The 22,408-nt window shown below is 68.9% G+C and carries 20 protein-coding genes; 6 read left to right on the plus strand and 14 right to left on the minus strand.

Annotated features, from left to right (window positions below; translation table 11 throughout):
* Positions 1-449: 449 nt before the first annotated feature.
* The 5 genes from ACXJLU_RS19850 to ACXJLU_RS19870 all read right to left on the minus strand — a co-directional run bounded on the left by ACXJLU_RS19850 (position 450) and on the right by ACXJLU_RS19870 (position 8,400).
* A complete protein-coding gene (locus ACXJLU_RS19850; protein WP_457333897.1) occupies positions 450-1,775 on the minus strand; it encodes an outer membrane protein transport protein in 1,326 nt (441 codons plus the stop codon).
* A gap of 78 nt (positions 1,776-1,853) precedes the next feature.
* A complete protein-coding gene (locus ACXJLU_RS19855) occupies positions 1,854-2,681 on the minus strand; it encodes an oxidoreductase (protein WP_457333899.1) in 828 nt (275 codons plus the stop codon).
* On the minus strand, positions 2,682-5,768 hold the full coding sequence (locus ACXJLU_RS19860) for an efflux RND transporter permease subunit (protein WP_457333901.1): 3,087 nt from the start codon (positions 5,766-5,768) through the stop codon (positions 2,682-2,684). It lies immediately after the preceding gene.
* Positions 5,765-6,922 (minus strand): efflux RND transporter periplasmic adaptor subunit, encoded by a 1,158-nt coding sequence (locus ACXJLU_RS19865; RefSeq protein ID WP_457333903.1) that lies wholly within the window; start codon positions 6,920-6,922, stop codon positions 5,765-5,767. The genes ACXJLU_RS19860 and ACXJLU_RS19865 overlap by 4 nt, the downstream gene beginning before the upstream one ends.
* Positions 6,919-8,400, minus strand: a complete 1,482-nt coding sequence (locus ACXJLU_RS19870) for an efflux transporter outer membrane subunit (protein ID WP_457333905.1) — start codon at positions 8,398-8,400, stop codon at positions 6,919-6,921. Before ACXJLU_RS19870 ends, ACXJLU_RS19865 begins: the two co-directional genes overlap by 4 nt.
* A 77-nt stretch (positions 8,401-8,477) precedes the next feature.
* Here ACXJLU_RS19870 and ACXJLU_RS19875 point away from each other — a divergent pair, with 77 nt between their 5' ends.
* Positions 8,478-9,134, plus strand: a complete 657-nt coding sequence (locus ACXJLU_RS19875; protein ID WP_073465276.1) for a TetR/AcrR family transcriptional regulator — start codon at positions 8,478-8,480, stop codon at positions 9,132-9,134.
* Between the two features lie 131 nt (positions 9,135-9,265).
* Positions 9,266-10,282 (plus strand): phage tail tip lysozyme, encoded by a 1,017-nt coding sequence (locus tag ACXJLU_RS19880; protein WP_457333907.1) that lies wholly within the window; start codon positions 9,266-9,268, stop codon positions 10,280-10,282.
* Positions 10,283-10,324: 42 nt separating this feature from the next.
* Here ACXJLU_RS19880 and ACXJLU_RS19885 read toward each other — a convergent pair whose 3' ends face one another.
* Positions 10,325-11,488, minus strand: coding sequence for an epoxide hydrolase family protein (locus tag ACXJLU_RS19885; protein ID WP_457333909.1), 1,164 nt, complete (start codon positions 11,486-11,488; stop codon positions 10,325-10,327).
* A gap of 100 nt (positions 11,489-11,588) precedes the next feature.
* On the opposite strand from ACXJLU_RS19885, the gene ACXJLU_RS19890 reads away from it, so the two are divergent.
* On the plus strand, positions 11,589-12,506 hold the full coding sequence (locus tag ACXJLU_RS19890; protein ID WP_457333910.1) for a LysR family transcriptional regulator: 918 nt from the start codon (positions 11,589-11,591) through the stop codon (positions 12,504-12,506).
* Positions 12,503-13,846: a TolB family protein gene (locus ACXJLU_RS19895; protein WP_457333912.1), complete on the plus strand. Its 1,344-nt coding sequence runs from the start codon at positions 12,503-12,505 to the stop codon at positions 13,844-13,846. Before ACXJLU_RS19890 ends, ACXJLU_RS19895 begins: the two co-directional genes overlap by 4 nt.
* Before the next feature lie 49 nt (positions 13,847-13,895).
* Here ACXJLU_RS19895 and ACXJLU_RS19900 read toward each other — a convergent pair whose 3' ends face one another.
* The 3 genes from ACXJLU_RS19900 to ACXJLU_RS19910 all read right to left on the minus strand — a co-directional run bounded on the left by ACXJLU_RS19900 (position 13,896) and on the right by ACXJLU_RS19910 (position 17,369).
* Positions 13,896-14,330, minus strand: coding sequence for an EamA family transporter (locus ACXJLU_RS19900; RefSeq protein WP_457333914.1), 435 nt, complete (start codon positions 14,328-14,330; stop codon positions 13,896-13,898).
* A 1-nt stretch (position 14,331) separates the two neighbouring features.
* Positions 14,332-15,687, minus strand: coding sequence for a sensor histidine kinase (locus ACXJLU_RS19905; protein WP_457333916.1), 1,356 nt, complete (start codon positions 15,685-15,687; stop codon positions 14,332-14,334).
* A gap of 113 nt (positions 15,688-15,800) precedes the next feature.
* Positions 15,801-17,369 (minus strand): BamA/TamA family outer membrane protein, encoded by a 1,569-nt coding sequence (locus tag ACXJLU_RS19910; RefSeq protein WP_457333918.1) that lies wholly within the window; start codon positions 17,367-17,369, stop codon positions 15,801-15,803.
* A 339-nt stretch (positions 17,370-17,708) separates the two neighbouring features.
* Here ACXJLU_RS19910 and ACXJLU_RS19915 point away from each other — a divergent pair, with 339 nt between their 5' ends.
* Positions 17,709-18,128, plus strand: coding sequence for a VOC family protein (locus tag ACXJLU_RS19915; RefSeq protein WP_457333920.1), 420 nt, complete (start codon positions 17,709-17,711; stop codon positions 18,126-18,128).
* Positions 18,129-18,150: 22 nt separating this feature from the next.
* Here ACXJLU_RS19915 and ACXJLU_RS19920 read toward each other — a convergent pair whose 3' ends face one another.
* From ACXJLU_RS19920 to ACXJLU_RS19940, 5 genes are all read right to left on the minus strand, one after another.
* Complete coding sequence (locus ACXJLU_RS19920) at positions 18,151-18,732, minus strand: cytochrome b/b6 domain-containing protein (protein WP_457333922.1); 582 nt, start codon at positions 18,730-18,732, stop codon at positions 18,151-18,153.
* A 4-nt stretch (positions 18,733-18,736) separates the two neighbouring features.
* On the minus strand, positions 18,737-19,012 hold the full coding sequence (locus ACXJLU_RS19925) for a PepSY domain-containing protein (RefSeq protein ID WP_073465283.1): 276 nt from the start codon (positions 19,010-19,012) through the stop codon (positions 18,737-18,739).
* Positions 19,013-19,031: 19 nt separating this feature from the next.
* Positions 19,032-20,087: a phospholipid carrier-dependent glycosyltransferase gene (locus ACXJLU_RS19930; RefSeq protein ID WP_457333925.1), complete on the minus strand. Its 1,056-nt coding sequence runs from the start codon at positions 20,085-20,087 to the stop codon at positions 19,032-19,034.
* Positions 20,087-20,431 carry an ArnT family glycosyltransferase gene (locus ACXJLU_RS19935; protein ID WP_457333927.1) on the minus strand — a complete coding sequence of 115 codons (345 nt, stop codon included), beginning with the start codon at positions 20,429-20,431 and terminating at the stop codon, positions 20,087-20,089. The genes ACXJLU_RS19930 and ACXJLU_RS19935 overlap by 1 nt, the downstream gene beginning before the upstream one ends.
* A 119-nt stretch (positions 20,432-20,550) precedes the next feature.
* Entirely contained in the window at positions 20,551-21,465 is a 915-nt protein-coding gene (locus ACXJLU_RS19940) for a hypothetical protein (RefSeq protein WP_457333929.1), read from the minus strand.
* A 75-nt stretch (positions 21,466-21,540) separates the two neighbouring features.
* Between ACXJLU_RS19940 and ACXJLU_RS19945 the strand changes: the two genes are divergently transcribed.
* The gene (locus ACXJLU_RS19945) at positions 21,541-22,404 is read left to right on the plus strand and encodes a class I SAM-dependent methyltransferase (protein WP_457333931.1); all 864 of its coding nucleotides are present in this window, start codon (positions 21,541-21,543) and stop codon (positions 22,402-22,404) included.
* Positions 22,405-22,408 lie beyond the last annotated feature (4 nt).

Genomic DNA, 22,408 nt, shown 5'->3' on the forward strand with positions numbered 1-22,408 from the left:
GCCGACTAGGCATCACAGCGTACCGCTGACACCGGAATCTGGCGCCGAAGCGCACCCTGGAGGCCACGGAGCATGATTTCAGGGGGTCAACATGCCAAACCAACGGCACAGCCACTATCGCGGGTGCGCCATTACCACGCGCTGGACAGAGGTCACACCTCGACCGGAATGGGCGGAGCGAGACGCCGTGCTTCACGGGTCGGCGAAGCGATTCACAGCCAGTTTTTCAGTCGAAGCGAGCGTCGCTTGCGATGAGTCGTGGCAACAGTTCCCGACGGCGGAGTTCGACACCTTTGCTCGCGCATCAGAGGGCGCGATGACCATGGCTCGGCAGATGATCGACGCGAAGCTCTTCGAACGGTCCAACACCGTACGGCGATGAGCTGTCGGAGCAGGGTGGTCGAAGCCACGAGCCCTGGGCCCTGTCGAGCCAGCCCTCGAAGGCGTTGTCAGAAGCGGTATTGCGCAGACACCGCGACGATGTCGCTGCTCAGCTTGTACGAGCCTTGCAGCCTGCTGGCGCTGGACGACGTCAGGTTCACGCTCGTGTCCTTGATGAACAGGTGCGTGTAGCCGACGCTGTAGGTCAGCGGCTTGCTCACTTGCCACGTCGCCCCGAGGGACAGCCACCTTCGGCTGACGTCAGGGACGCGGACGTCGCGCACCGCATCGGTGACGGGGGTTTGGTCATAGGCGACGCCGCCCCGGAAGGTCCAGCTGTCGTTGGCCCGGTATTCCGTGCCGATCGAGTAGAACGACGTGTTCCGGTAGCCGAAGTGCAGCGTCTCGTCGGGCAGGTTGGAGGCGAAGTCCAGCACCACGCTGCCGAACTTTTCCCATGACGTGCGCGAGTAGTCCGCCATCACCGTCCACTGGTCGTCGAGTCGCTGGCTGACACTGAGCGTCCAGGACGACGGCATCGTCAGCTCGGTGCTCGCGGTCGTGCTCACGAAGGTATTGGGCCTGGCCGCGGACAGCACGGCGTTGGCGGCCGTCGGGATCGAGAAGTCGACCTGGGCGCTCTTCGGCTTGTGCTTGACCGCCGAGCGGTAGGCCAATCCGATCGTCGTCCCCTCAGCCGGGCGCAGCAGGGCGCCGAGCGTGTAGCCGACCGCGGTGTCGTGACCGTCGATGTCGATGTACCCGTCTGCGCTTGTCGGGGAGAAGCCGGGGACGCTGGAGCCGGCCAGCAGGGCACCGAAGTCGATCGCGTCGCGCAACTTCACCTCCATGCGCTCGGCGAACACCGAGGCACCGAGTGACAGGACCTCGTTCACCGTGTAAGACCCCGCCACGCCGGCGTCGATGGCCTTGAGCTCTGTTCTCACGCCTTGGTAGCGGCCGACCCAGCCATCGTCGTAGTCGGTCTTGAAGCCGAACGGCGCCGTGATGGAAAAGCCCAGGTGGATTCGATCCGTCACAGGCGTGTGGAAGTACAACGACGGCACCGCGGCGGTGTCGCCGGCGTTGCCGCCATGGCCTCCGGACAGCGGGCGGCCCAGCGCGTCAGTGCCCGTGCCGGCGAACTTGACGGAGTAGTCGATGACCGCGAGGTCGGCCTGGATCAACCGGCCGTTCAGCAGCGTCATGGCGGCGGGGTTGTTCGCGATCACGGTGGCGTCTGCGCCTTCGCTGATGGAGCCCGCGAAGGCGCGCCCCTGGCCGGTGGCGCTCTGCTCCTTGAGCTGGAAGGCAGCGGCATTGGCCGTGCCGACGCAGGCGAGGCTGGCCGCGATGGCGAGCAGCGTCTGATGTCGTAGCTTGGTGGAGTTCATGGGGGTGTCGGCCTCAGGGTGGTGTCGTGTGTTCATCTGATGTTTCCTTGCGCGTCGGCGAACGAAGGTGGGGCCGACCTACGCCGGCATCCGCAGCTGCTTGCGTAGGCTCTTGTCAAACGCGGAGGCCGGGACGAACCGGCGAAGCAGGCTCACTTGCCGCGCGAAGCCACCGGCGGCGTAGCGGCGGCGCGGGTTGGCCGCGGTGCAGGCCTTCAGGACGGTCTGGGCGACCGACTCCGGCGAGTCGGCGTTTTTCATCACGTCGCGCATGACGGCCTCCGCGTTCGAGCGCGCGGACCTGTAGTTGTCGAGCGGTTGGTCAGCCTGGATGAGATTGCTCTCGAACGAAGTCCGTGTGTACGCGGGTTCGACGAGCACCACCCGGACACCCGCGTCCCTGATCTCGTGGTCCAGCGACTCGGAATAGCCTTCCACGGCGTGCTTGCTCGACGCATACAGCGCCATGTAAGGGGCCGGGATCAGTCCCATGACGGAGCTGATGTTGACGATCCGGCCCCGACCCTGCCGGCGCATGACGGGAAGCACGGCCTTGGTGGTTCGCATCACGCCGAACACATTGACGTCGAAGAGTGACTTCGCCTGCTCGAGGGATGACTCCTCCGCCCCGCCCATCAGCCCGACGCCTGCGTTGTTGACCAGCAGATCGATGCGGCCGGCCTTGGCAAGCACTTCGCTGAACGCGGCTTCGACGGACGCATCGCTGGTGACATCGCAAACCAGGTACTCGACACCCGCGGACTTCGATGGCGGCGGTTTGCGACAGGTGCCGAAGACTCGGTATCCGGCCCGCGCCAGTGCCTGCGCGGTGGCCTCTCCAATGCCGCCCGATGCGCCGGTGATGATCGCGACGCGCCCCTCTTGCTGCGTGTGGTCGTTGGACATTCATTGCTCCTTGGTTGAAAGGTGGTTGGTGCCGGGGCTGTCACGCCGCACGCGGAACCAGGCGGCGTACAGCGCCGGCACGAAGACGAGGGTGAGCGCCGTGGCCACGACCAGGCCGCCCATGATCGAGATGGCCATCGGTCCCCAGAAGACGCTGTGCGTGAGCGGGATCATCGCCAGCACCGCGGCGGCGGCGGTCAGCACCACGGGGCGCGAGCGCCGTACCGTGGCGTCGACGATGGCGGTCCAGGGCGCCACGCCGCGCGCGATGTCCTGGTCGATCTGGTCGACCAGGATGATCGAGTTGCGCATGATCATGCCGCTCAGCGCAATCACGCCCAGCAGCGCGACGAAGCCGAACGGCGCCTGGAACAGCAGCAGCGCCGGCACCACGCCGATCAGCGCCAGCGGCGCCGTCATGAACACCATGAACAGGCGTGAAAAGCTCTGCAACTGGATCATCAGCAGCGTCAGCATCACCGCGAACATCGCCGGGAACACCGCGAACAGTGCCTTGTTGGCCTTGTCGCTCTCCTCGATGGCGCCGCCGTCCTCGATGCGGTAGCCCGTGGGCAGGCTGTCGACGATGGGCTGCAGCGAYGGCCGGATCTTCGCGGTCGCGTCCGGACCCTGCACGCCGTCGACGACGTCGCTGCGCACGGTGAGCACCATGTCGCGGTTGCGCCGCCACAGCACCGGCTCTTCGAAGCCCGGCTCCACGCGGGCCAGCTGCGACAGCGGAACGGTCACGCCGCTGCGCGTGAACACTGGCAGGTCGCCCAGTTGACCGATGCGCTTGCGCTCCTCGGGTGTCGCTCGCACGACCACGTCGATGAGCTCTTCGCCGCGGCGGATCTGCGTCACCGGTGCGCCGTCCAGCGCGGTCTGCACCAAACCCTGGATGTCGGCAGTGGACAGGCCCAGCAGCCGTGCCTTGTCCTGGTCGACGTGGACCTTCATCGAGCGGACCTGCTCGTTCCAGTCCAACTGCGTGTCGCGAACCAGCGGGCTCTGGCGCACCGCGTCGCGCACCTTGTAGGCGATCTCCCGCACCTGCGCCTTGTCGGGGCCGATGACACGGAACTGGACCGGGAACCCCACCGGCGGGCCGAACTCCAGGCGCGTGACGCGCGCATTGACGTCCGGCAAGGCCTCGCCCTTGGCGAACAGGTCCATCAGCCGGGCGCGCACCCGTTCGCGCTGTTCAATGCCCGCCGTCTTGACGACGAACTGTGCGAACCCCGGGTTCGGCAACTCCGGCAGGATCGACAGATAGAAGCGCGGCGTGCCGGCACCGGTGTACGCGGTGAAGAATTCGATGTCCGGGTCTTTCGCCAGTCGCGCTTCGAGCAGCTTCACCTGGCGCTGCGTCGCGGCGAAAGAGGCCCCTTCGCGCAGCCTCAGGTCCACCAGCAGTTCCGGCCGCGATGCGGTGGGGAAGAACTGCTGCTGCACCGTCAGCATGCCGGCACCGGCGATGGCGAAGACCAGCACCGTGGCGCCGAGCACCCAGGCCCGGTGCTGCACCGCCCCATCGATGACGGCGCGCAGCCGGTGGTAGACGGGCCGGTCGTAGACGTCGTGGTGTATGCCGGCGGCCAAGTTCTTCGGCAACAGCAACACGCCCAGGTACGGCGTGAAGATCACGGCCACCAGCCACGACAGGATCAGCGCCACCCCGACGACCCAGAAGATGCCGCCCGCGTACTGGCCGGCGATCGACTTGGCGAAACCCACCGGCATGAACCCGGCGGCCGTGATCAACGTGCCGGTCAGCATCGGAAGCGCCGTGGTCGTGTAGGCGTAAGTGGCAGCGCGCAGGCGGTCCCAGCCTTCCTCCAGCTTCACCACCATCATCTCCACGGCGATGATGGCGTCGTCGACCAACAGGCCCAGCGCGATGATCAGCGCGCCCAGCGAGATGCGGTCCAGGGCCCAGCCGGCGGCGTGCATGACGGCCGCCACCAGCCCGAGCACCAGCGGCACCGACGCGGCCACCACGATGCCGGTGCGCCAGCCGAGGAACAGGAAGGACACGGCCAGCACGATGGCCAGCGCCTCCAGGAACGAGCGCTCGAATTCCCAGACCGATTCCTCCACCACGCGCGGCTGGTCGGCGTACTGCTGGATCTGCACGCCCGCCGGCAGTTCCTGCCGCACCTGCGCCAGCCGCTGTTCCAGCGCGCGCCCGAAGTCCAGCACGTTGCCGTTGGCCTGCATCGTCACGCCGATGGCCAGCACCGGCACGCCGTTGTGGCGGATGGTCAGGCTCGGCGGATCCTCGTAGCCGGTGCGAACGGTCGCGATGTCGGCCAGCCTCAGCAGCTGGCCGCCCACTTCCAGCGTCACGTTGGCAACGTCAGCGCTGCTGTGCAATCCGCCGTCCACGCGCACCTGCACGCGGTCGTGCGTGGCATCGGCCGAACCAGCCGGGGCCACCAGGTTCTGGCGCGCCAGCGCGTCGAACACGGTGGTCGGCGCGATGCCGAGCGCGGCCAGCCGCCGGGTCGACAGCTCCACGTACACGCGCTCGGCCTGCTTGCCCAGGATGTCGACCTTGCCGACACCGTCCACGCCCTGGATGCGCCGCTTCACGTCTTCGGTGACGGTCAACAGCTCGGCCATCGACAGCTCGGGCGCGCTCAACGCGTAGAGCACGCTGTAGCGGTCGTTGTACTCGTCGTTGAAGAAGGGCCCGCGCACGCCGTCGGGAAACTCCTGGCGCACATCGCCGATCTTCTTGCGCACCTGGTACCAGGCGTTGTCCAGCTCCGCCTTGCTGGAGCCGCCCTTCATGTACAGCGTGACACCGCCATAACCCTGGCGCGAGAAGCTGCGCACGGATTCGAAGTGATCCAGCTCCTGCAGCCGGCGCTCGATGCGGTTGAGCACCTGGTCTTGCACGTCCTGCGCGGTGGCGCCGGGCCACACGACGATGGCCGTCATTTGCGGCACGTCGAAGTTGGGGTCCTCCAGGCGGCCCAGCCGGCTGAAGGACAGGACGCCGACGATGAGCGTCGCGATGATCAGGAACAGCACCATCGGCTGGTGCGTGACGGCCCATTCCGAGAGATTGAAGCGCTTCATGACTGCCCTTGCGAGCCGCTCTTGGCGACGGGGGCGGGCCCGGCTTCGGGCGAACGTTCGACGGCCCGCACCTTGATGCCGGCATCGAGCTTCTGGGCACCGACGCTGACCACCCGGCTGCCGGTGGCCAGGCCGGTGACGCGCACCGACGCGTCGTCCATGCCGACCACCTGCACGGGCTGGAACGTCAGGCCCGAGCCCTGGGCATCCAGCACCCAGACGCCCGCAGAGCCGCTGGCCTTCACCAGCGCAGTGACCGGCAGGGCGGCCGTCGCTGCACCCACGGTCGGGTCGGACAGGTTCAGCTGCATGGTGCTGCCCAGCGGCAGCGCCGCCACCTGCGCGCGCGATTCGGGGGTCGCGGCATAGCGCACGCGGAAGGTCCGGCCCTGCGCGTTGGCCAGTGGCGAGAGTTCGCGCAACACCAGCCGCAGCGGCGCTTTGGCGTCTTGCGCCGCGCCCTGCCAGGGCGTGGCCACGGCGGCGAGGGTGCGCGCCCGGCCCACCCATTCCTCCGGCAGGTCGGCGACGATCTCGCGCTCCCCGTCACGGGCCAGCGACAGCACGGCTTGGCCCTCGGCGACCACCTGGCCGCGCTCGAAGCGCAGCGCCGTCACCACGCCGGCATAGGGCGCCACCAGCGTCGCATAGCCTTCGCGGTTGCGCGCCAGGTCGAGCTGGCGGCGGGCCTGGTCCAGGCGGGCCGCAGCCGCGTCGGCACGCGCCTTCTGGCGCTCATGGTCGGCGGCGCCCACCGAACCGTCGGCGAGCAGGCGGCGCATGCGCGCCTCGTCAGCCGCGGCCTGTTGGGCATCCACGGAAGCCGCCTGCACCTGGTCGGCAGCGGCCCTCGCGCCCAGCTGATAGTCGGCTGGGTCGAGGCGGGCGAGTGCCTGACCGGCCTTCACGACATCCCCGACCTCGACCAGCCGCTCGACCACTTTGCCGCCGGCGCGAAAACCCAGGTCCGTCTCGACACGGGCTCGAACCACGGAGGTGAAGGCGCGCGTCTGCGCGGATGCCGTCTGGGTCACCGTGGTCACGAAGACCGGCTTGACCATGGCGGCAGGCGCGCCGGGCTCGCTGCAGGCGGCCAGCAGCGCGCTGGCAGCGGCCATGACCGTGAGGGTCATCGCGGGGGAGATCCTGTTCATCGGGGTGTCCTTGCGGCAAGAGAAGTCGTGACGACAGCGGCCCGAGGTGGCGCGAAGCCCCCGCCCAGTGCCTTGTAGAGTTGAACGTCGGCCAGCACCTGCTGAAGGCGGCTGCCCGACAGGGCGAGTTCGCTGGCCAGCACGGAGCGCTGGACGTCCAGCAGCACCAGCAGGTCGATCTGGCCTTCGCGCTGCAGCGACTGGGCGCGCTGCAGCGAGCGGCGGCGGTGGTCGACGGTGCGGCTCAGCGCGGCGGCGCGCTCGGCTTCTTCGGTGCGCACCAGCAGGCTGTCCTCGACTTCCTGCACGGCCACCAGCACCGCCTTCTGCCAGGCCAGCAGCGCCTCGTCGGCCCGCGCCGACTGCATGCGGATGCCGGCGTCGATGCGCCCGCCATTGAAGATCGGCGCGGCAAACGCCAGCGCGACGTTCGAAAAATGCACCGGCGCGAGATCCAGTGCGTTCAGCCGCAGGTCCTCGCGGCCGAACAGGGCGCTCAGGAACAGCTTGGGCCACCACTGCGCGCGTGCCTCGGCGCCGCGCAGCGTCTCGGCCGCGACGCGCGCCTCGGCGGCGATCAGGTCGGGGCGACGCCTCAGCAGTTCGCTGGGCTGGCCGGTCCCGATGTCGCGCACCGCGGGCCACGCGAACGCTGCGCCGTCGTCGACGACGCGTGCCGATGGGTTGCGGCCCAGCAGCACGGCCAGCCGGGTCTGCGAGACGCCGGCCAGCACCCGCAGCGGAGGCACCTGTGCGTCGAGCGCCTCGGCTTCGGCGCCTGCGCGGTCGAGATCGAAGGCGCTGGCCTCGCCTTCGCGCTGGCGGCTCGCCACGCGGGTGGCCGTCTCGCGCTGGGCCGCGGCCAGTGCCTGCACGATGCGCAGCTGCTCTTCAGCGCTGCGCAGCACGAAGTACTGCCGCGCCACCTCGCTGGCCACCAGCAAGCGCGCGCCGTCGACGCCCGCGGTGGCGGCCGCGGCGTCGGCTTGCGCCGCATCGCGCGCAGCGCGCACGCCGCCGGCCAGGTCGATCTCCCACGCCACGTCGACGCCGGCGCGAAACGCGCGCGTGTCGGGCTGCCCCTGCTTGACCGGATCGGGCAGGCCGCTTTCGCTGCGCGAGGCCGACGCCTGCAGGCCCACCGTGGGCCACAGGCGCGAGCCCTGGGCATCGCGGCCCGCACGGGCCTGGGCGACGCGTTGCAGGGCGATGGCCACATCCTGGTTGGCGGCCAGGGCTTCGTCGACCAGCGCCGTCAGCGCCGGGTCGCCGTAGCCGGCCCACCAGGCGCCGTCGAAAGCTTGGCCGGCCACGGGCGCCGGCGTGCCGTGCGCAAAGGCGGCGGTCAGTGGCACCGACGGCGACGGGGGCTGCACGGGCGCCACCGAGCAGGCCGACAAGAACACCAGCGTGGCCAACGCCACGGGGCGGATCGCCCGGGCGCCGGGGGCGAGGCTGCGATGCAGAGGGGGCGTCATGAAGTGATTCATATACTGGACGATTGAGTCCATTAAATGTACTCGACCAATAATGGACTTTCAAGTACATTAAATAGATGCCCAGGAACGAAACCGAGAACGATGCCGCGCCGACGCCGCGCCGCGGCAGGCCGCGGGACCCCGAGCGAGACCGCCGCATCCTGGATGCGGCGCGCAGGCACTTCTATGCGCACGGCCTGGCGCGATCCAGCGTGGACGCGATCGCCGCCGACGCCGGCGTCTCGAAGATGACCATCTACAGCCACTTCGGGTCCAAGGAGGGGCTGTTCGAGGCGGAGGTGCGCGACCGCACGGAGCGCGTGGTGGGCGGCCTCGCGGGCGCCGAAGCACTGGACGCGAAGCAGCCGCAGAAGGCGCTGCTGGCCATCGGCGAACAGTTCCTGACGCTGGCGCGCGAGGACGAGGCGCTGTCGCAGTTCCGCTCGCTCTACGGCGCCGCGGGGGTACAACCCGAGGCCTGCCGGGCTTTCTACCGGCAGGGAGCCGACCGCTTGATCGGCGACCTGGCCGCGTACCTGCGCCGCGCCGACGCGGCCGGCGCGCTGAAGGTGCGGCACCCGCGGCAGGCGGCGGACCTGTTCCTGTCGATGTTCCTGGGCGATGGCCACATCCGGGGGCTGCTCATGCTCGACATGCCGGATGCCCGGGAGAACCGGGCCCTGTTGCGCGAGGCGGTCAGGGTGTTCATGGCGGCCTACGCGGAAGGTGGATGACGCGGCAGCAACCCGCGCAATGGGCTTCGCACTGCCGCACGGCGTTTCGCGCCGGCCACCCTCGCGAGGGACGTGACGGGCCGAGCATGGCGGACACCACAACACCGCTGGCCAGCCTGAAGGAGAACCCCATGAGCGTAGGCGTCATGTCGCCGATGTCCCACTTCGGACCCATGGGTCACTACGGCTCGATGGGCCACATGGGATCCCAGGACGCCACGCATGCCGGTGGCTGCCACCCGGTCGACGAGTCGGCCGAGGCGCAATTGAGCACCGAGCTGCCGAGCGAGGATGCCTCGGTCGAAGGCGCCTGCGGCGCCGAAGGCCAGGACGGCGAGATGGACCCGAACGCCACCACGATGAACCCGCAGCTGCTGGAGATGCTGGCGTACATGATGATGCAGTTCATGGCTGCCTTCCAGCAGAATCCCTCGTCGGACGGAGGCGGTGGAGCAGGGAGTGGCGGCGGTCTCTCGGGCCTTGGCGGCGTGGGTGGTGGCGGCGGAGGCGGTGGCGGGGGGTGGGGCGGCGGCGAGGCCCTGGCCGCCGCACCGGTAGAAGGTGCGAATCCCGGCGCGCCGGCGATGCCGCAGCCCGAGCAAGGCACCGCGGTGGTGACCGAGGCGCCGGCCCAGCCGGCCACCGGCGGCGATGCCGGTCCGCTGAGCGGCGCGGCCCAGACCCAGGCGTTGCAGCCGGGCGAAAGCCTGCAGGTCGCGCAACAGTGGAAGGACAACCTGAAGAAGGACTTCGGCCTCAACGACGCGCAGGCCGCCGGCATCGTCGGCAACCTGTGGCACGAGAGCGGCGGCATGAATTCCGGCATCACGCAGGGCGGCGGCATCGGCGGGCCGAACGGCAACATGGCCGACGACAACGGCAACGGCTATGGCATCGCCCARTGGGGCGGGGTGCGCAAGCAGGGCCTGATCGACTTCGCCAAGGCCAACAACGTCGACCCGTCGAGCCAGGCGGCCAACTACGGCTACCTGAARCAGGAGCTGCAGGGCGAGTACAAGGGCGCGATCGACGCGGTGAAGGGCACGAACGACGTGGCCGGCGCCACCGCGGCCTTCTGCAACAGCTTCGAGAAGCCGAGCGATCCGCAGATGGCATCGCGGGTGGAGTACGCAATGAAGCTGGGCTGAGCGGGCATCAGTCCAGTTCGATGGCGCCTGCCTCTCCCCAGGTCAATGCATTTGCTCGAACGTCTTTCGAATGTCGTTCACGAGAACATCCGGTTGCTCCATGGCCGCGAAGTGCCCGCCGGCCGCGCCCTCATTGAAATACACCACCTGGCGGTATCGCCGCTCGAGCCAACGACGTGACTTGCGCACATGCTCCTTCGGCAGCATCGTGAAGCCCGTGGGAACCGTGATCGGGCCGGGCGGCTGCCCTCCCGCAGGGCCACCCGCCTTGGCCAGCTCCCAGTAGAGCCGGGCCGCGGAAGCCCCGGAATCGTTCAGCCAGTACATCATGACGTGGTCGAGTATCTCGTCCTTGGTGAACGTCTCCTCCGCATTGCCAGGCGTGCCTCCTGTGTCCTGGAACATCGCGTAAATCCACGCGGCCAGTCCCGCGGGCGAGTCCGCCAACGAGTAGCCGAGGGTCTGTGGTCGTGTCGATTGCACCTTGGCGTAGCCTGAGAGTTGATCCCAGAACTGGCCGGCGTCCTTCAGCATCTCCTTTTCGGCAGGCGTCGCTTCGGCGGCTTCGGCAGGCGTGGTCATGAACATTGCGAAGTTCAGGTGCATGCCCACCAGACCCTTGGGTCGCTTTCGGGCGATTGCGTCGCACACCCCGGCGCCCAAGTCGCCCCCCTGGAGCGCCCAGCGATCCTCATGGCCAAGACGCCGAACGAGCTCAATCCAGGCGTCGGCAATGCGCGGCAAGCCCCAGCCGGTGGCAGTGGGCTTGCCCGAAAATCCGAAGCCCGGCATCGACGGGGCAATGACATGGAAGGCCTGCGGCCGTGCTCCGTCGCGCGACGGCGGATGGGTCAGCGGCTCGATCACTTTCTTGAACTCCAGCACCGAGCCCGGCCAGCCATGGCACAGGACGAGAGGGAGCGCATCCGGATGCGGCGACCGCGCATGGAGGAAGTGCACCGTGAGGCCGTCGATCTCGGTGGTGTATTGTCCAACCCGATTCAGCAAATCTTCCGTCTGGCGCCAGTCGTAGGCGGTGCGCCAGTGCTCGCACAAGGCGCGCATGGTTCCGAGACGGACACCCTGCGTCGTGTCTTCGACGGTCTCCTTGTCGGGGAATCGGGTGCGCGCCAGTCGTTCGCGCAGATCGAGGAGTTGCGCTTCAGGTACTTTCAACTGGAAGGGGGAGATGAGGGCTGTGTTCATGGGTGGCTTCTTTTCCGGTTCATGCATCCTAAGAAGCCGAGTCGTGCCGTCATAGCCACAAGGTGTGGACGTGTTGTTCCAGATATGGAACGATTGGGGCATGCAACTCTCCGATCTGAGGATCTTTCTTCGCGTGCTCGACAGCGGCTCGCTTTCAGGGGCGGCGCGTGCCACCGGCCTACCCAAATCGTCGATCAGCCGCGCGCTGAATCGCCTGGAGACCGACGTGGGCGCGGCTCTGCTCGACCGCTCGGGACGGCGCGTGAAGGTCACTGACGCAGGTAGCGCGTTGCAGCCGCACGCAGTGTCTCTGCTGAGCGCTGCCGAAGAGGCTCAGGCGTCCATCGACAGCACCGCCGGGCTGTTGCGCGGCACGCTCAAGGTGAATGCCCCGTTTGCACTCGCCGCCATCTTGCTTTCGCCCATGCTCGCGGACTTCCTGAAGCGGTATCCAGACCTCGACCTGGTGCTGGAAGTCGATAACCGCAAGGTCGATCTCGCCGCCGAAGAGGTTGACGTCGCCTTGCGTATCGGCCCGCTGCCCAGCTCGGAGCTCGTCGCACGCCACCTCACGGAGATGGCGCTGTGGACGTGCGCCAGTCCTGCTTATCTGGTGGCGCACGGAACGCCCCACGAACCGTCGCAGCTGAGTGCCCATCGCCTGCTGTCACGCATCAACCAGCCCGCGCGCTGGCGCTATACCTCGGCAAAGGGCGAGCACATCGAAGTAAGCGTGCCTCCCCGCACCGTCATCCCCGATGTCGCCGCGCTGTTGCCGATCCTCGTCGGCGGCTGTGGCATCGGCCGACTGCCAGACTTCCTCGCGGCGCCAGCCATCCGGGACGGCTCACTGTCGCGATTGCTGCCAGACCACGCGTCGGAAGTCGTCGAATTGCACGCCGTCTACACGAACCGGAAGACGCTTTCGACGAAGGCGCAGGTCTTCATCGATGCCGTTGCTGGTCACCTGTCCGAACTGCAGCGAACGTGGAAACAGGCACCCTGCGCAAGCCAATGAGACATGTCGTTCGTTTCCTGCTGCTCGCGCTGAGCGCATCGGCCCACGCCGCCGACCTTCTCGTCGAGCCTGTCCAGGCAGGCCCCGCCGATCCAAGCCTGCAAAGCTACAACCTGCAGGAGCAGCGCGAGCTGCGCGTGTTCGCACGCTCTGCCGCCGGGTTCAAGCGTTCGCAGATCGTCTGGCAGCGCCGCGTCAACGGCGAGTGGTTGGCCCCGCAGGCGATGCCTTTCAGCGACCCGCGCTGGCGAGACTCCGACCCGCACCTGAGCGGCGATGGCAAGACGCTGACCTTCGTCTCCGACCGCCCCCGCGAGGGCGAGAAGGCGCTGGGACAGCTGGACATCCATGAGTCCCGCTGGACGAACGGCCAATGGAGTGCACCGCAGCGCCTGGCCGAGGCCGTGCAGAGCCCCGGCTACGAGCTCGGGCCGGAGCGCTACGGCGACCGCCTCTACTTCGGCTCCGACCGTCCCGGCGGGCCGGGCCAGCTGGCTGTCTACCAGAGCGAGCGCCTGGCCGATGGCACGCACAGCGCGCCGGTCGCGCTTCAGGCACCGATCAATGTGGGACTGTCCAACAGCGACTTCACGCTCTCGCCGGATGGCCGCTACGCGCTGTGGTGGAGCGACCGCAGCGAGACCCAGGCCAAACAGGACGGCGACCTGTTCCTGGCGGAGCGGGTCGGCGCCGGGTTCGGCCCGGCGATACGCCTGCCAGCACCGGTCAACAGCCCGAGCTTCGAGTTCACGCCTTCGGTCAGCAGCGATGGTCAGTGGCTGATATTCGCCTCCACCCGCCCGGGCCAGCATGCCGCGGGTCTGTCGCAGCTCTATCGCGTCAGCTGGCCGGCGCTGCTGGCCGAGCTGGGCTCGCGGGCCGAGGCCCAAAGCCAGGCCCAGCTGGAGCAGCGCCTCGGCGATCTGTGGCGCAGCTTCAACAGCAAGGCCGGCGGCGCGCCCGACGCCGAGCTGCTGCGCCCGCTGCTGCATCCGCAAGCGCGGATCTGGGGCCAGCGCCTGCGCGATGCCAGCCTCGACGTGGCCAGTTGGTCGGGCACCGAGTTCCTGGCCACGCTGAAAGAGCCGACGCCCAAGGCGGTGTTCGAATGCGAGGTCCATCGCGAGCTGCGTCGCCATGGCGCCCACGCTCAGGTGTACAGCGTGGTCGAGACCCGTTACGACAGCGCCGAAGGGCCCGCCGCTTTCACCGGCGTCAACAGCAGCCAGTGGCAGCTGGGCTCGCAGGGCTGGCAGCTGCTGTCCCTGCACTACGCGCTGGAGCTGCCGGGGCAGGCGCCCGCACCGCGCACGCGGCGCAGCGGCGACTGCCTGGGCTGAACTCAGCGCTGCGCCAGAGGCGCAGTCGAGAAAGCATAGGTTGCCGGCGCTACCTCGTTTTCGACAGCACCAGCACCCCGCCCGCCACCATCGCGATGCCGGCCCATTCGCGCAGGCTCGGCCGTTCGCCAAGGAAGGCAAAGGCGAACACCGCGACCAGCACCAGGCTCAGCTTGTCGACCGGCGCCACCTGCGACGCATCGCCGATCTGCAGCGCCCGGAAGTAGCAGACCCACGACGCTCCCGTGGCGAGGCCCGAGAGCACCAGGAACAGCCAGGTCCTGCCCGGCAGGTCGAGCGGGTTCGACCACTTGCCGGTCCCGACGACGAAGGCCGCCAGCACGACCAGGATCACGCTGGTGCGCACCAGCGTCGCGAGGTCGGAGTCGACGCCCCGGATGCCGATCTTCGCGAAGATCGCCGTCAGCGCGGCGAACGCGGCCGACAGCAGGGCCCATTGAAACCAGCTGGTGGGCATGCCCATGTCAGGCTCCTTGCAGTTGAGAGAACACCACCCGCACCTCCAGCCCGCCATGCGCCTGCGGCGTGTGCAGGCTGACGCTCGCGTGATGGCGCTCGGCGATCGCGCGCACGATCGCCAGGCCCAGGCCGCTGCCGCCGCTCTCCGGGGCCAGCGACTGCGCGTCCTCGCCGCGGTAGAAGCGGTCGAACACGCGCTCGCGTTCAGCCACCGGGATGCCGGGGCCGTTGTCGACCACGCGCAGGCGCGGCCGCCCGTCCTGCAGGTCCGCCTCGACGTCGACCACGCCGCCGGCCGGCGTGTAGCGCAGCGCGTTCTCGACCAGGTTGTCCAGCAGCACGCGCAGCTGATGGGCATCGGCCTGTACCTCGATGCCGGCACCGACGCGCGCGCCGAGGTCGATGCGGCGGTGCTCGGCCTTCAGCGCGAAATCCGACACCACCGAGCGCACCAGGTCGTCCAGGCTGACCCGTTCGACGCGCATCGTCTCGCCATCAGGCTCCGAGCGCGCCACCGCCAGCAGCTGCTGCACCATCCGCTCCGAGCGGATCACGCCCTGCTCGAGTTCATCGAGCGCGTCCTCGCGCGCGGCCGGGCTGTCCGAGCGTCGCAGCAGGTGCACCTGCAAGCGCAGCGCCGTCACCGGCGTGCGCAACTCGTGGGCCGCATCGGCCAGGAAGCGCCGCTGCGCCGCGAACGCTTCCGACAGCCGCCCGAGCAGGTCGTTGATCGACAGCACCAGCGGCTTGATCTCGCGCGGCACGCCGTCGGTGGCGATCGGCAGCATCGAGCGCGCGCTGCGCGCCGCCACGTCGCGCGCCGTATCGCTGAGCGGCTGCAGCCCGCGCCGCAGGCCGAACAGCAACAGCCCGCCGACCACGACGACCAGCACCAGCATCGGCGGGAGCACCTTGGCCCCCGACTCGGCCGCCATCTGATGCCGCTGCGAGACGCGCTGCGCTGCCTGCGCGACACCGTCGGCGCCCACGCTCGAGTAGACGATCCAGGCCTCGCCATCGACATCGAGCCGCGCGAGGCCCTCGGTGCGCGAGAACGGCAGCTTCACGCGCGGGTCCGAGGCGTAGACGCGCTCGCCGGCGGCGGTCCAGGTCAGCGTGACGATCTCGACGTCCTCGGGCGTGTCGTCGCGCTCGGGCAGCTGCAGCGCGTCGTGGCGGCGCGCGTCGTAGGCGGCGCGGTGGTAGCGCGCCACCGACTGCGCGACGTTCTTCAGGTCGGCGTCGAACACCTCGTTCATCTCGTCCAGCGTGACCACGTAGGTGACGACGGCGACCAGCAGGCCGCCGAGCGCGAGCGCGCCCATCAGCCAGGCCAGCAGGGTGCGTTCGATCGAGCGCATCAGCCTTCCGTCAAGAGGTGGGAGTTGTCCATGGAGGGCCGCCATGCTGCGCTTGCCGGCCTTAGTGGTGACTTAAGCGGCACGGATGCGTGCGGCGTCAGAAGCTGCGGACTTCAGAAGCTGCGCTTGGCCTCGACGATGAACTGCACCTTCTTGATCGACTTGTCGCCGTCCATCGCGAAGGCCGCGTCCACGTGCACCACGGTGCCCAGGCCCGAGCGGCTGTTGCCCAGGCGCAGCCCGAAGCCCGCGTCGCGCAGCAGCCCCTGGGCCGAATCGCCCGGCCGCACACCGTCCCAGGTGCGGCCCATGTCGTAGAACACCGCGCCGCCGACGTGGAACAGCCGGAACGGGAACCAGTCGGAGTAGGCCCGCTGCTCGATGGTCGCCAGCCAGCGGCCGCTGCCGCTCTGGTAGCGCAGCGGGTAGCCGCGCAGCCCGGTGTCGCCGCCGAGCGTGATCTGCTGGTCGGGGTCGAGCCGCACGCCGCGGTCGATGCCGATKCCGGCGAACAGCGAGCGCTGCGCCGACTGCCGCAGGTACCAGCGGCCCGACAGCTTGAACAGGCTGCCGCTCAGGCCCTCGCGCTCGACGCGGCCTTCGGCCGTGCCGGCCAGCAGCCAGGTCTGCGACGGGCTCGGCATCCAGCCCTTCGAGAAGCCCGTGTCGAACACACCGGCCGTGCGGTCGGAGCCGAGCCGGCTGGAGGCCGCGCCGAGCCGGCCGCGCACGTTCCAGCCCAATGCGATGTCCTCGGTCTTGCCGATCTGGTCCTGGTTGTGCGTGGCGATGAACTGGTCCTCGATCCAGCCGAAGCCGATCCACGGGTACAGCAGGCGCCGCCCGTCCGGCGCGACGCTCGCGCTGCCCAGCGCCGGCAGCGCGGCGTAGCGCTGCTCGTCGAAGCTCAGGCCGGCGGTCCAGCGCAGTGCGGCACCGTCGTGCAGTCCGTCGGACCAGCCGGTGTAGGCCGTCGCGTGACGGGCGGACACGTCGTACTGGTTGACGACCTGGCCTTGCGAATACACCGAGTCGATGCGGCGCTCGTTGCTGAGCGACAGTCCGCCGGCGCTGCGTGTGTCCAGCGCATAGAACGGTTTCTCCAGCGCCAGCTTCTGCGCTCGCCCGTCGCTGTTGTCGTCGTATTYGCCCGTCAGCGTCCAGCGGCTGCCGAGCAACTGGTTGTCCTGGTAGGTCAGCGCTTTCGACCTGCGGTCGACGCCGGAGTGGATGTCCAGCCCGAGCTGCTTGCCGCGGCCCAGCAGGTTGGTCTCCTGGATGCCGACACTGCTGCTGTTGCGCCCGCCCTTGCGGCCGAACGACACGCCGGGCTTCAGCGTCCACACGTCCTGCGTGGCCACCACGATGTCGACCACGCCGTCATGCACCGCTTCGACGCGGATCGCCGCGTCGCGCAGGTAGCCGTTGGCGCGCAGCGTGCGTTCCGATTCGCGCAGCAGCCGTGGGCTGTAGCGCTCGCCGGGCTTGAACAGCAGCTGCTGCTCGATGGTCTCGCGCCGCGTCTGGATGTGCAGCCAGTTCGCGAGGCGGAACACGGCGTTGTCTTCTTCGTCGAGCCGGGTGTCGAAGATGTCGAGGTTGTCGATGCGGATCTCGCCGATGACCGCGCCGGATTGCTCCAGGCTTTCGTCGGAAGGCAGCTCGGCGGTGGCGGGCGCCACGGGCTCGTCATCGGCGCGTGAGGTCGACGGGCACAGTGCGCCGCAGGCGATCAGCCCGGCGAGAAGGCTGGCGGGAAGGGTCGAAAGGCGGTGTGTCTGGCTCGGCATGCATGCACTGTGCAAAGCCGAGGGTTAGTCGATCCTTAAGACGCAGCGGCCAGTCCCCCGGGTCGTGGGGGATCGCACGGAATGCGGCCCGCGCCAAGTCGCAACCAAGTGGCGCGGGGCTGATGTGGCCGCGATCACGAACTTGTCGATTCGCGCGGAGGTCGAACGTCGTACGGGTGGAGCCTGCGAAGCAGGACGCTTCCGCCCTTTCCACATCACCAGGAGCCCCCCGTGACCAAGATGATCTTCGTGAGCCTTCCCGTGACCGACCTCGCCGCCTCGATCGCTTTCTACAAGGCGCTGGGATTCGAGCAGAACCCGCAATTCAGCGACGACACCGCGGCCTGCATGGTCTGGAGCGAGACGATCCACGCGATGCTGCTCACCCACGCCAAGTGGCGCACCTTCACCGAGCGGCCGATGTCGCCCGCCGGCACCAGCAAGGTCATGCTGGGCCTCACCGTGGACAGCCGCGAGGCCGTCGATCGGATGAACAAGGCCGCTGCCGAGCACGGTGGCCAGGCCGATGCGAACCCCGTGCAAGACCTCGGCTTCATGTACGGCCGGGACTTGGCCGATCCCGATGAGCACATGTGGGGAGCGATCTGGATGGACCCGGCGGCGATGGCTTCGGACCATCAGGCTGCCTAGCTTCGATGGATCATTCGATGGATCAGGCGTCACCGTCTCGGCGTCTCGCGGGTCGCGCTGCGGCACGAGGGCGCTTGCGCCCGCTGAGCATCGCCGCGGGCAGGTTCTCGCGCCAGCGCCAGCTCATCACGGCCACGCCGGCCAGGTGCATCGCGACGGAGACCATCAGGATGTTCGCGAGCCAGACGTGCAGGTCCTGCACCCGTTCATCGCCCCAGAAGGCATCGAGCCGGCTCATCCAGCCGGTCAGCCCGAGCAGCAGCACCAGCAGCCACAGCAGCCAGACCATCCACAGGCCCAGCGGGTTGTGTTCCAGCGTGCGCGGCGCGCCGCCGCGCAGGTAGCCGAGGGTGTCGCGCAGCGAGGGCTTCAGTGCGCGCCAGCCGCCGGGGCCGTGGTGCCGTGCCGCCCACAGGCAGCGCAGCGCGACCACGCCGACCGCCACGTAGCCGGCGAGCCGGTGCCACCGGTCGCCGTCGTCGCGCACCAGGTTCAGCACCACCAGCGCCGCGAGGCCCCAGTGGCACAGGCGGACGACCAGGTCCCAGACGCGGGCCCGGTCATCGGCTGCGGGCGACGGCGCCTCGGGTCCCGAGGCCGGCATCGGCCTACTTCTCGATCTCGGACTTCACCGGTTCCAGCGTCTTGGCATCGAAGTAGATCTCGACCTTCTTGCCTTCCTTGTTCTTGCCGTAGATCTCGTAGCAGTTGCCGTCGACCTTGAACTTCTTGATCGCGTAGCCCTGGCCTTCGAGCTTGGCCTTGGCATCGGCCTCCTTCATCCATTCGGCCTTCGGGTAGGCCTTGCAGTCGGCCTTGGCGAAGGCGCTGAGCGGCGCGGCCGCGGCGATGCCGATCAGGGCGGCGAGGGCGAGTGGCTTCATGGTGGGCCTTTCGACGAAATCAGGATGGGCTCGAAGTATGCACGTGCAGCAGCACGAAGCCGCCGACCAGGGTGCGCTCGGTGACGCTGCGGAAGTGCGCGAGGCCGGCGGTGTCGTCGCGGCGCAGCGCGATGAAGCCGCCGCGCGGGCCGAGGTGGTCCAGCGCCTCGGCGGGGGTGTCGGCGAACCCGGCCCGGCCGGCGCTGTAGAACGAGGCCGAGTGCAGCCGCTCGGTCACGAACACCAGCGATTCGCCGCCGCGGTGGCGCCGGGCTTCCCAGGCGCCGACCACCTCCTTGGTGGAGTTGTCCGCGAACGTGCCGCCGTGCCCGGCGAGCATGGCGAATGCCAGTGCGCCGGCCATCGACAGCGCGAGGCCGGAGGCGATCCATGCATTCACGCGCCGCGCGCCGACGCGCCGTTGCAACCAGTGGCTGGCCAGCAGCGCCATCGCCGGCAGGGCAGGCAGCGCATACGGCAGGATGATGTTGCGCGCCGCGGTGAAGAACACCAGCGGCGCGAGCGACCAGCACACGAGGTACAGGCGCCACGAGCGCTGGTCGGTGGGTCCGGCTCGGCCCTTGAGCCCGTCGGGCGCTGCCTGGCGGTGCCTGAGGGCGGCGGCCAGCAGCACCAGCGGCCAGGGCAGTGTGGACGCCAGCGCGAAGAGCCAGATCGTGCCGGGCGGAAAGGCATGCGCGAAGCCGTAGCGGTCGCCCGACCAGCCGGGCGTGACGAAGCGGTGCCAGTGTTCGCCGACGATGAAGTAGTCGATGAAGCCCGGCGTCTTCACCTCCGCGGCCACGTACCACCAGCCTGCGGCCACGGTGGTGAAGGCCAGGCCCACGGCCCAGGGCAGTTCGCGCCACAAACGGCCGAGCTGCCGCGTGGCCAGCGCCCAGGCCGCCGCCGGCAGCGCCACGAGCACCAGCACCAGTGGCCCCTTGGCCAGCAGGCCGATCGACAACCCGGCGAACAGCAGCGCGCTGCCCAGGCGACGCCTCGGTCCGTGCAGTGCAAGCCACAGGCCCGCCATCGCCAGCGTGGTGCCGACGGTGAGGGCCTCGTCCGTCATCACCGCGCCGCCCACTCGTTGACGCCGAAGCACTTCATGCTGAGGGCCGTCAGCCAGAACGACAGCGGCGGCTTGGCCCAGAACGGCACGCCGTAGTCGTGCCATGGCGTGATCCAGTCGCCGAGCTCGAGCATCTTGCGCCCGACCTCGGCATAGCGCGCCTCGGTCGTGTCCATCAACGGCAGCCACGCCATGCCGCACAGGCGCAGCAGCACCATCGCAGCGATCAGCAGCACCAGGGCCGCGGTCGCCCGCGCGATGGTGCTGCGACCGAGTTCCGACGCAGGCGCTAGCGAGTGGCCTGTCGAGGCACTCGGCAACTCGGGGTTCAGCGACGCGTTCATCGAACCGATTGGGTTCGATGCGCCTTAGCCAGGTCTTAGCGGCTGCTTAGGTGAGCCTTAGGCAGCGCTGCCGACGCACACGAAGGAACGCCGTGAGCGGCTACGATGGCGAGTGAGGCTCAACCGCTGAGCAGCTTCGTCAGCCGCAGGGTCCTCGATGCAGCGGTCGGGCCTTGCGCGTCCGACGGGCCCGGCGTCTTCTCCGGCACGGTCACCAGCAACGACCCATCGTCAGCCGTTTCGGCTGTCATCTTGAAGCGGGCCAGCTCCTGGCCGGCCGCGTCGCGGACCACGAAATCCAGGCCCATCGGCCAGACATTGGTGTCGAGCTCGTACCGCAGCGAGCGTCCGGACACGTCGTCACCGCCGCCGATCGTCTGCCCCTTGAACTCCAGGAATGCATGGCCATCCTCGAGCAGGCGAACGGAGAGCAGCTTGCCTGCCTCGTCGAGCCCGGCCCAGGTGCCCATCAGCTTGCGCCTGTATGAAGCATCGTCGCGCCTCATCACGTCGTCGCTGCAGTCCACGGCGACCGAGCTGCCGAAGTCCACGCGCGCGGTCGCACCTGAAACGGCCACCGTGGCGTGGATGGGTTTGCGCTGCAAGCGAGTCTCGCGCCGGCCTGCGGGGCCTGCGTCCAACGAAAGCAGCCCGTCCTTGTCCCAGCCCAGGGAGAGTTTCACCGCGTCGCCCATGCGCAGCGTCTGGAGGAGCTCGGTTGCACTGTTGCTGCGACCGAACAAGAAGGTCTGGGCGAGGTCGAGACGGTCCGGATCGCGATCGCCCAGCAACGAGGCCCGGTAGATGGGCTCATCGTTCGCATCGCGCAGCGTGATCGCGATCATCGCGGTCCACTGGCCCTCCGGAGTGGCCTTGAGCATCTGCATCGATCCGAGCAGGAAGGTCTTGTCGTCCTCCGTCTTGATGTCGCAGAGCTTGAAGTGGCCGCCTCTTGCGGACATTTCAACCGGTTCGGCGTGCACGGCAGCTGCCAGCGCCAGGCAGGCGGCGCTGATGAATCTGGGGAATGTCATGCAGCGATTATTGCCGCCGAACAAGTGCTCCCGAGTTGCGAGACTATCCTTCACCTCTTCACGAAAGCTGAAGGCATGACCACACCCGCAGCAGACAGCGACACCTTCAAGGCAGCCGTGCAGGCCCACTGGGACGCCGCGGCCGGCAGCTGGGACGCGCATTCGCCCGACATCCGCGCCTGGTTGCGCGGCGCGACCGACGCGATGATCGCCAGGGCTGGTGTCGTGCCCGGCTCGCGAGTGCTCGATGTCGCGGCCGGCGCAGGCGATCAGACGCTCGACCTCGCCGAGCAGGTCGGCCGATCCGGCGCTGTCGTGGCGACCGATCTGGCGCCGGCGTTCGTCGCGATCGTCCAGGACCGCGCCGCGCGGGCCGGGTTCCCGCAGGTCCAATGCCGGGTGGCCGACGGCGAGGATCTGCGCGTCGACGAGGCCTCGTTCGATGCCGCGGTCTGCCGGCTCGGTCTGATGCTGTTCCCGAATCCTCTGCAGGGCCTGCGCGAAATGCATCGCGCGCTGCGGCCGGGCGGCGGTGTCTGCACCGTGGTGTTCTCGGTGCCGCAGAAGAACCCCTGCATCTCGATCCTCACGGCCACGGCGCTCAGGCACGCAGGGCTGCCGGCGCGCGACCCCTTTGCACCCGGCAGCTTGTTCAGCCTCGGGCGCCCCGGCCACATCGACGACCTCTTCCGCACGGCAGGCTTCCGCGATGTCGCGACGACGGCCGTGGAGGCCGTTTTCCGCATGCCGTCCGTCGAGCACTACATCGCCTTCGTGCGCAGCTCGGCGAGCCCGATTCTCCAGATCCTCGCAGGCCTCGGCGAGGCGGCCGCCAAGGCCGCGTGGGACGACATCCGGGCGCAACTGCAGGCCTTCACCACGCCGACCGGCTGGGGCGGCCCGAACGAACTGCTGATCACGGCGGCGCGGCGCCCTTGAGGCC

Source organism: Rhizobacter sp. P5_C2, assembly GCF_054049715.1.

What these genes read in the sequence shown, in the direction of transcription:
- ACXJLU_RS19930 (WP_457333925.1), bottom strand. Translation starts at nt 20,087, where the DNA reads ATGACGGACGAGGCCCTCACCGTCGGCACCACGCTGGCGATGGCGGGC.
- ACXJLU_RS19895 (WP_457333912.1), top strand. Translation starts at nt 12,503, where the DNA reads ATGAGACATGTCGTTCGTTTCCTGCTGCTCGCGCTGAGCGCATCGGCC.
- ACXJLU_RS19925 (WP_073465283.1), bottom strand. Translation starts at nt 19,012, where the DNA reads ATGAAGCCACTCGCCCTCGCCGCCCTGATCGGCATCGCCGCGGCCGCG.
- ACXJLU_RS19890 (WP_457333910.1), top strand. Translation starts at nt 11,589, where the DNA reads ATGCAACTCTCCGATCTGAGGATCTTTCTTCGCGTGCTCGACAGCGGC.
- ACXJLU_RS19855 (WP_457333899.1), bottom strand. Translation starts at nt 2,681, where the DNA reads ATGTCCAACGACCACACGCAGCAAGAGGGGCGCGTCGCGATCATCACC.
- ACXJLU_RS19875 (WP_073465276.1), top strand. Translation starts at nt 8,478, where the DNA reads ATGCCCAGGAACGAAACCGAGAACGATGCCGCGCCGACGCCGCGCCGC.
- ACXJLU_RS19940 (WP_457333929.1), bottom strand. Translation starts at nt 21,465, where the DNA reads ATGACATTCCCCAGATTCATCAGCGCCGCCTGCCTGGCGCTGGCAGCT.
- ACXJLU_RS19920 (WP_457333922.1), bottom strand. Translation starts at nt 18,732, where the DNA reads ATGCCGGCCTCGGGACCCGAGGCGCCGTCGCCCGCAGCCGATGACCGG.
- ACXJLU_RS19865 (WP_457333903.1), bottom strand. Translation starts at nt 6,922, where the DNA reads ATGAACAGGATCTCCCCCGCGATGACCCTCACGGTCATGGCCGCTGCC.
- ACXJLU_RS19945 (WP_457333931.1), top strand. Translation starts at nt 21,541, where the DNA reads ATGACCACACCCGCAGCAGACAGCGACACCTTCAAGGCAGCCGTGCAG.
- ACXJLU_RS19935 (WP_457333927.1), bottom strand. Translation starts at nt 20,431, where the DNA reads ATGAACGCGTCGCTGAACCCCGAGTTGCCGAGTGCCTCGACAGGCCAC.
- ACXJLU_RS19850 (WP_457333897.1), bottom strand. Translation starts at nt 1,775, where the DNA reads ATGAACTCCACCAAGCTACGACATCAGACGCTGCTCGCCATCGCGGCC.
- ACXJLU_RS19885 (WP_457333909.1), bottom strand. Translation starts at nt 11,488, where the DNA reads ATGAACACAGCCCTCATCTCCCCCTTCCAGTTGAAAGTACCTGAAGCG.
- ACXJLU_RS19900 (WP_457333914.1), bottom strand. Translation starts at nt 14,330, where the DNA reads ATGGGCATGCCCACCAGCTGGTTTCAATGGGCCCTGCTGTCGGCCGCG.
- ACXJLU_RS19905 (WP_457333916.1), bottom strand. Translation starts at nt 15,687, where the DNA reads ATGCGCTCGATCGAACGCACCCTGCTGGCCTGGCTGATGGGCGCGCTC.
- ACXJLU_RS19870 (WP_457333905.1), bottom strand. Translation starts at nt 8,400, where the DNA reads ATGACGCCCCCTCTGCATCGCAGCCTCGCCCCCGGCGCCCGGGCGATC.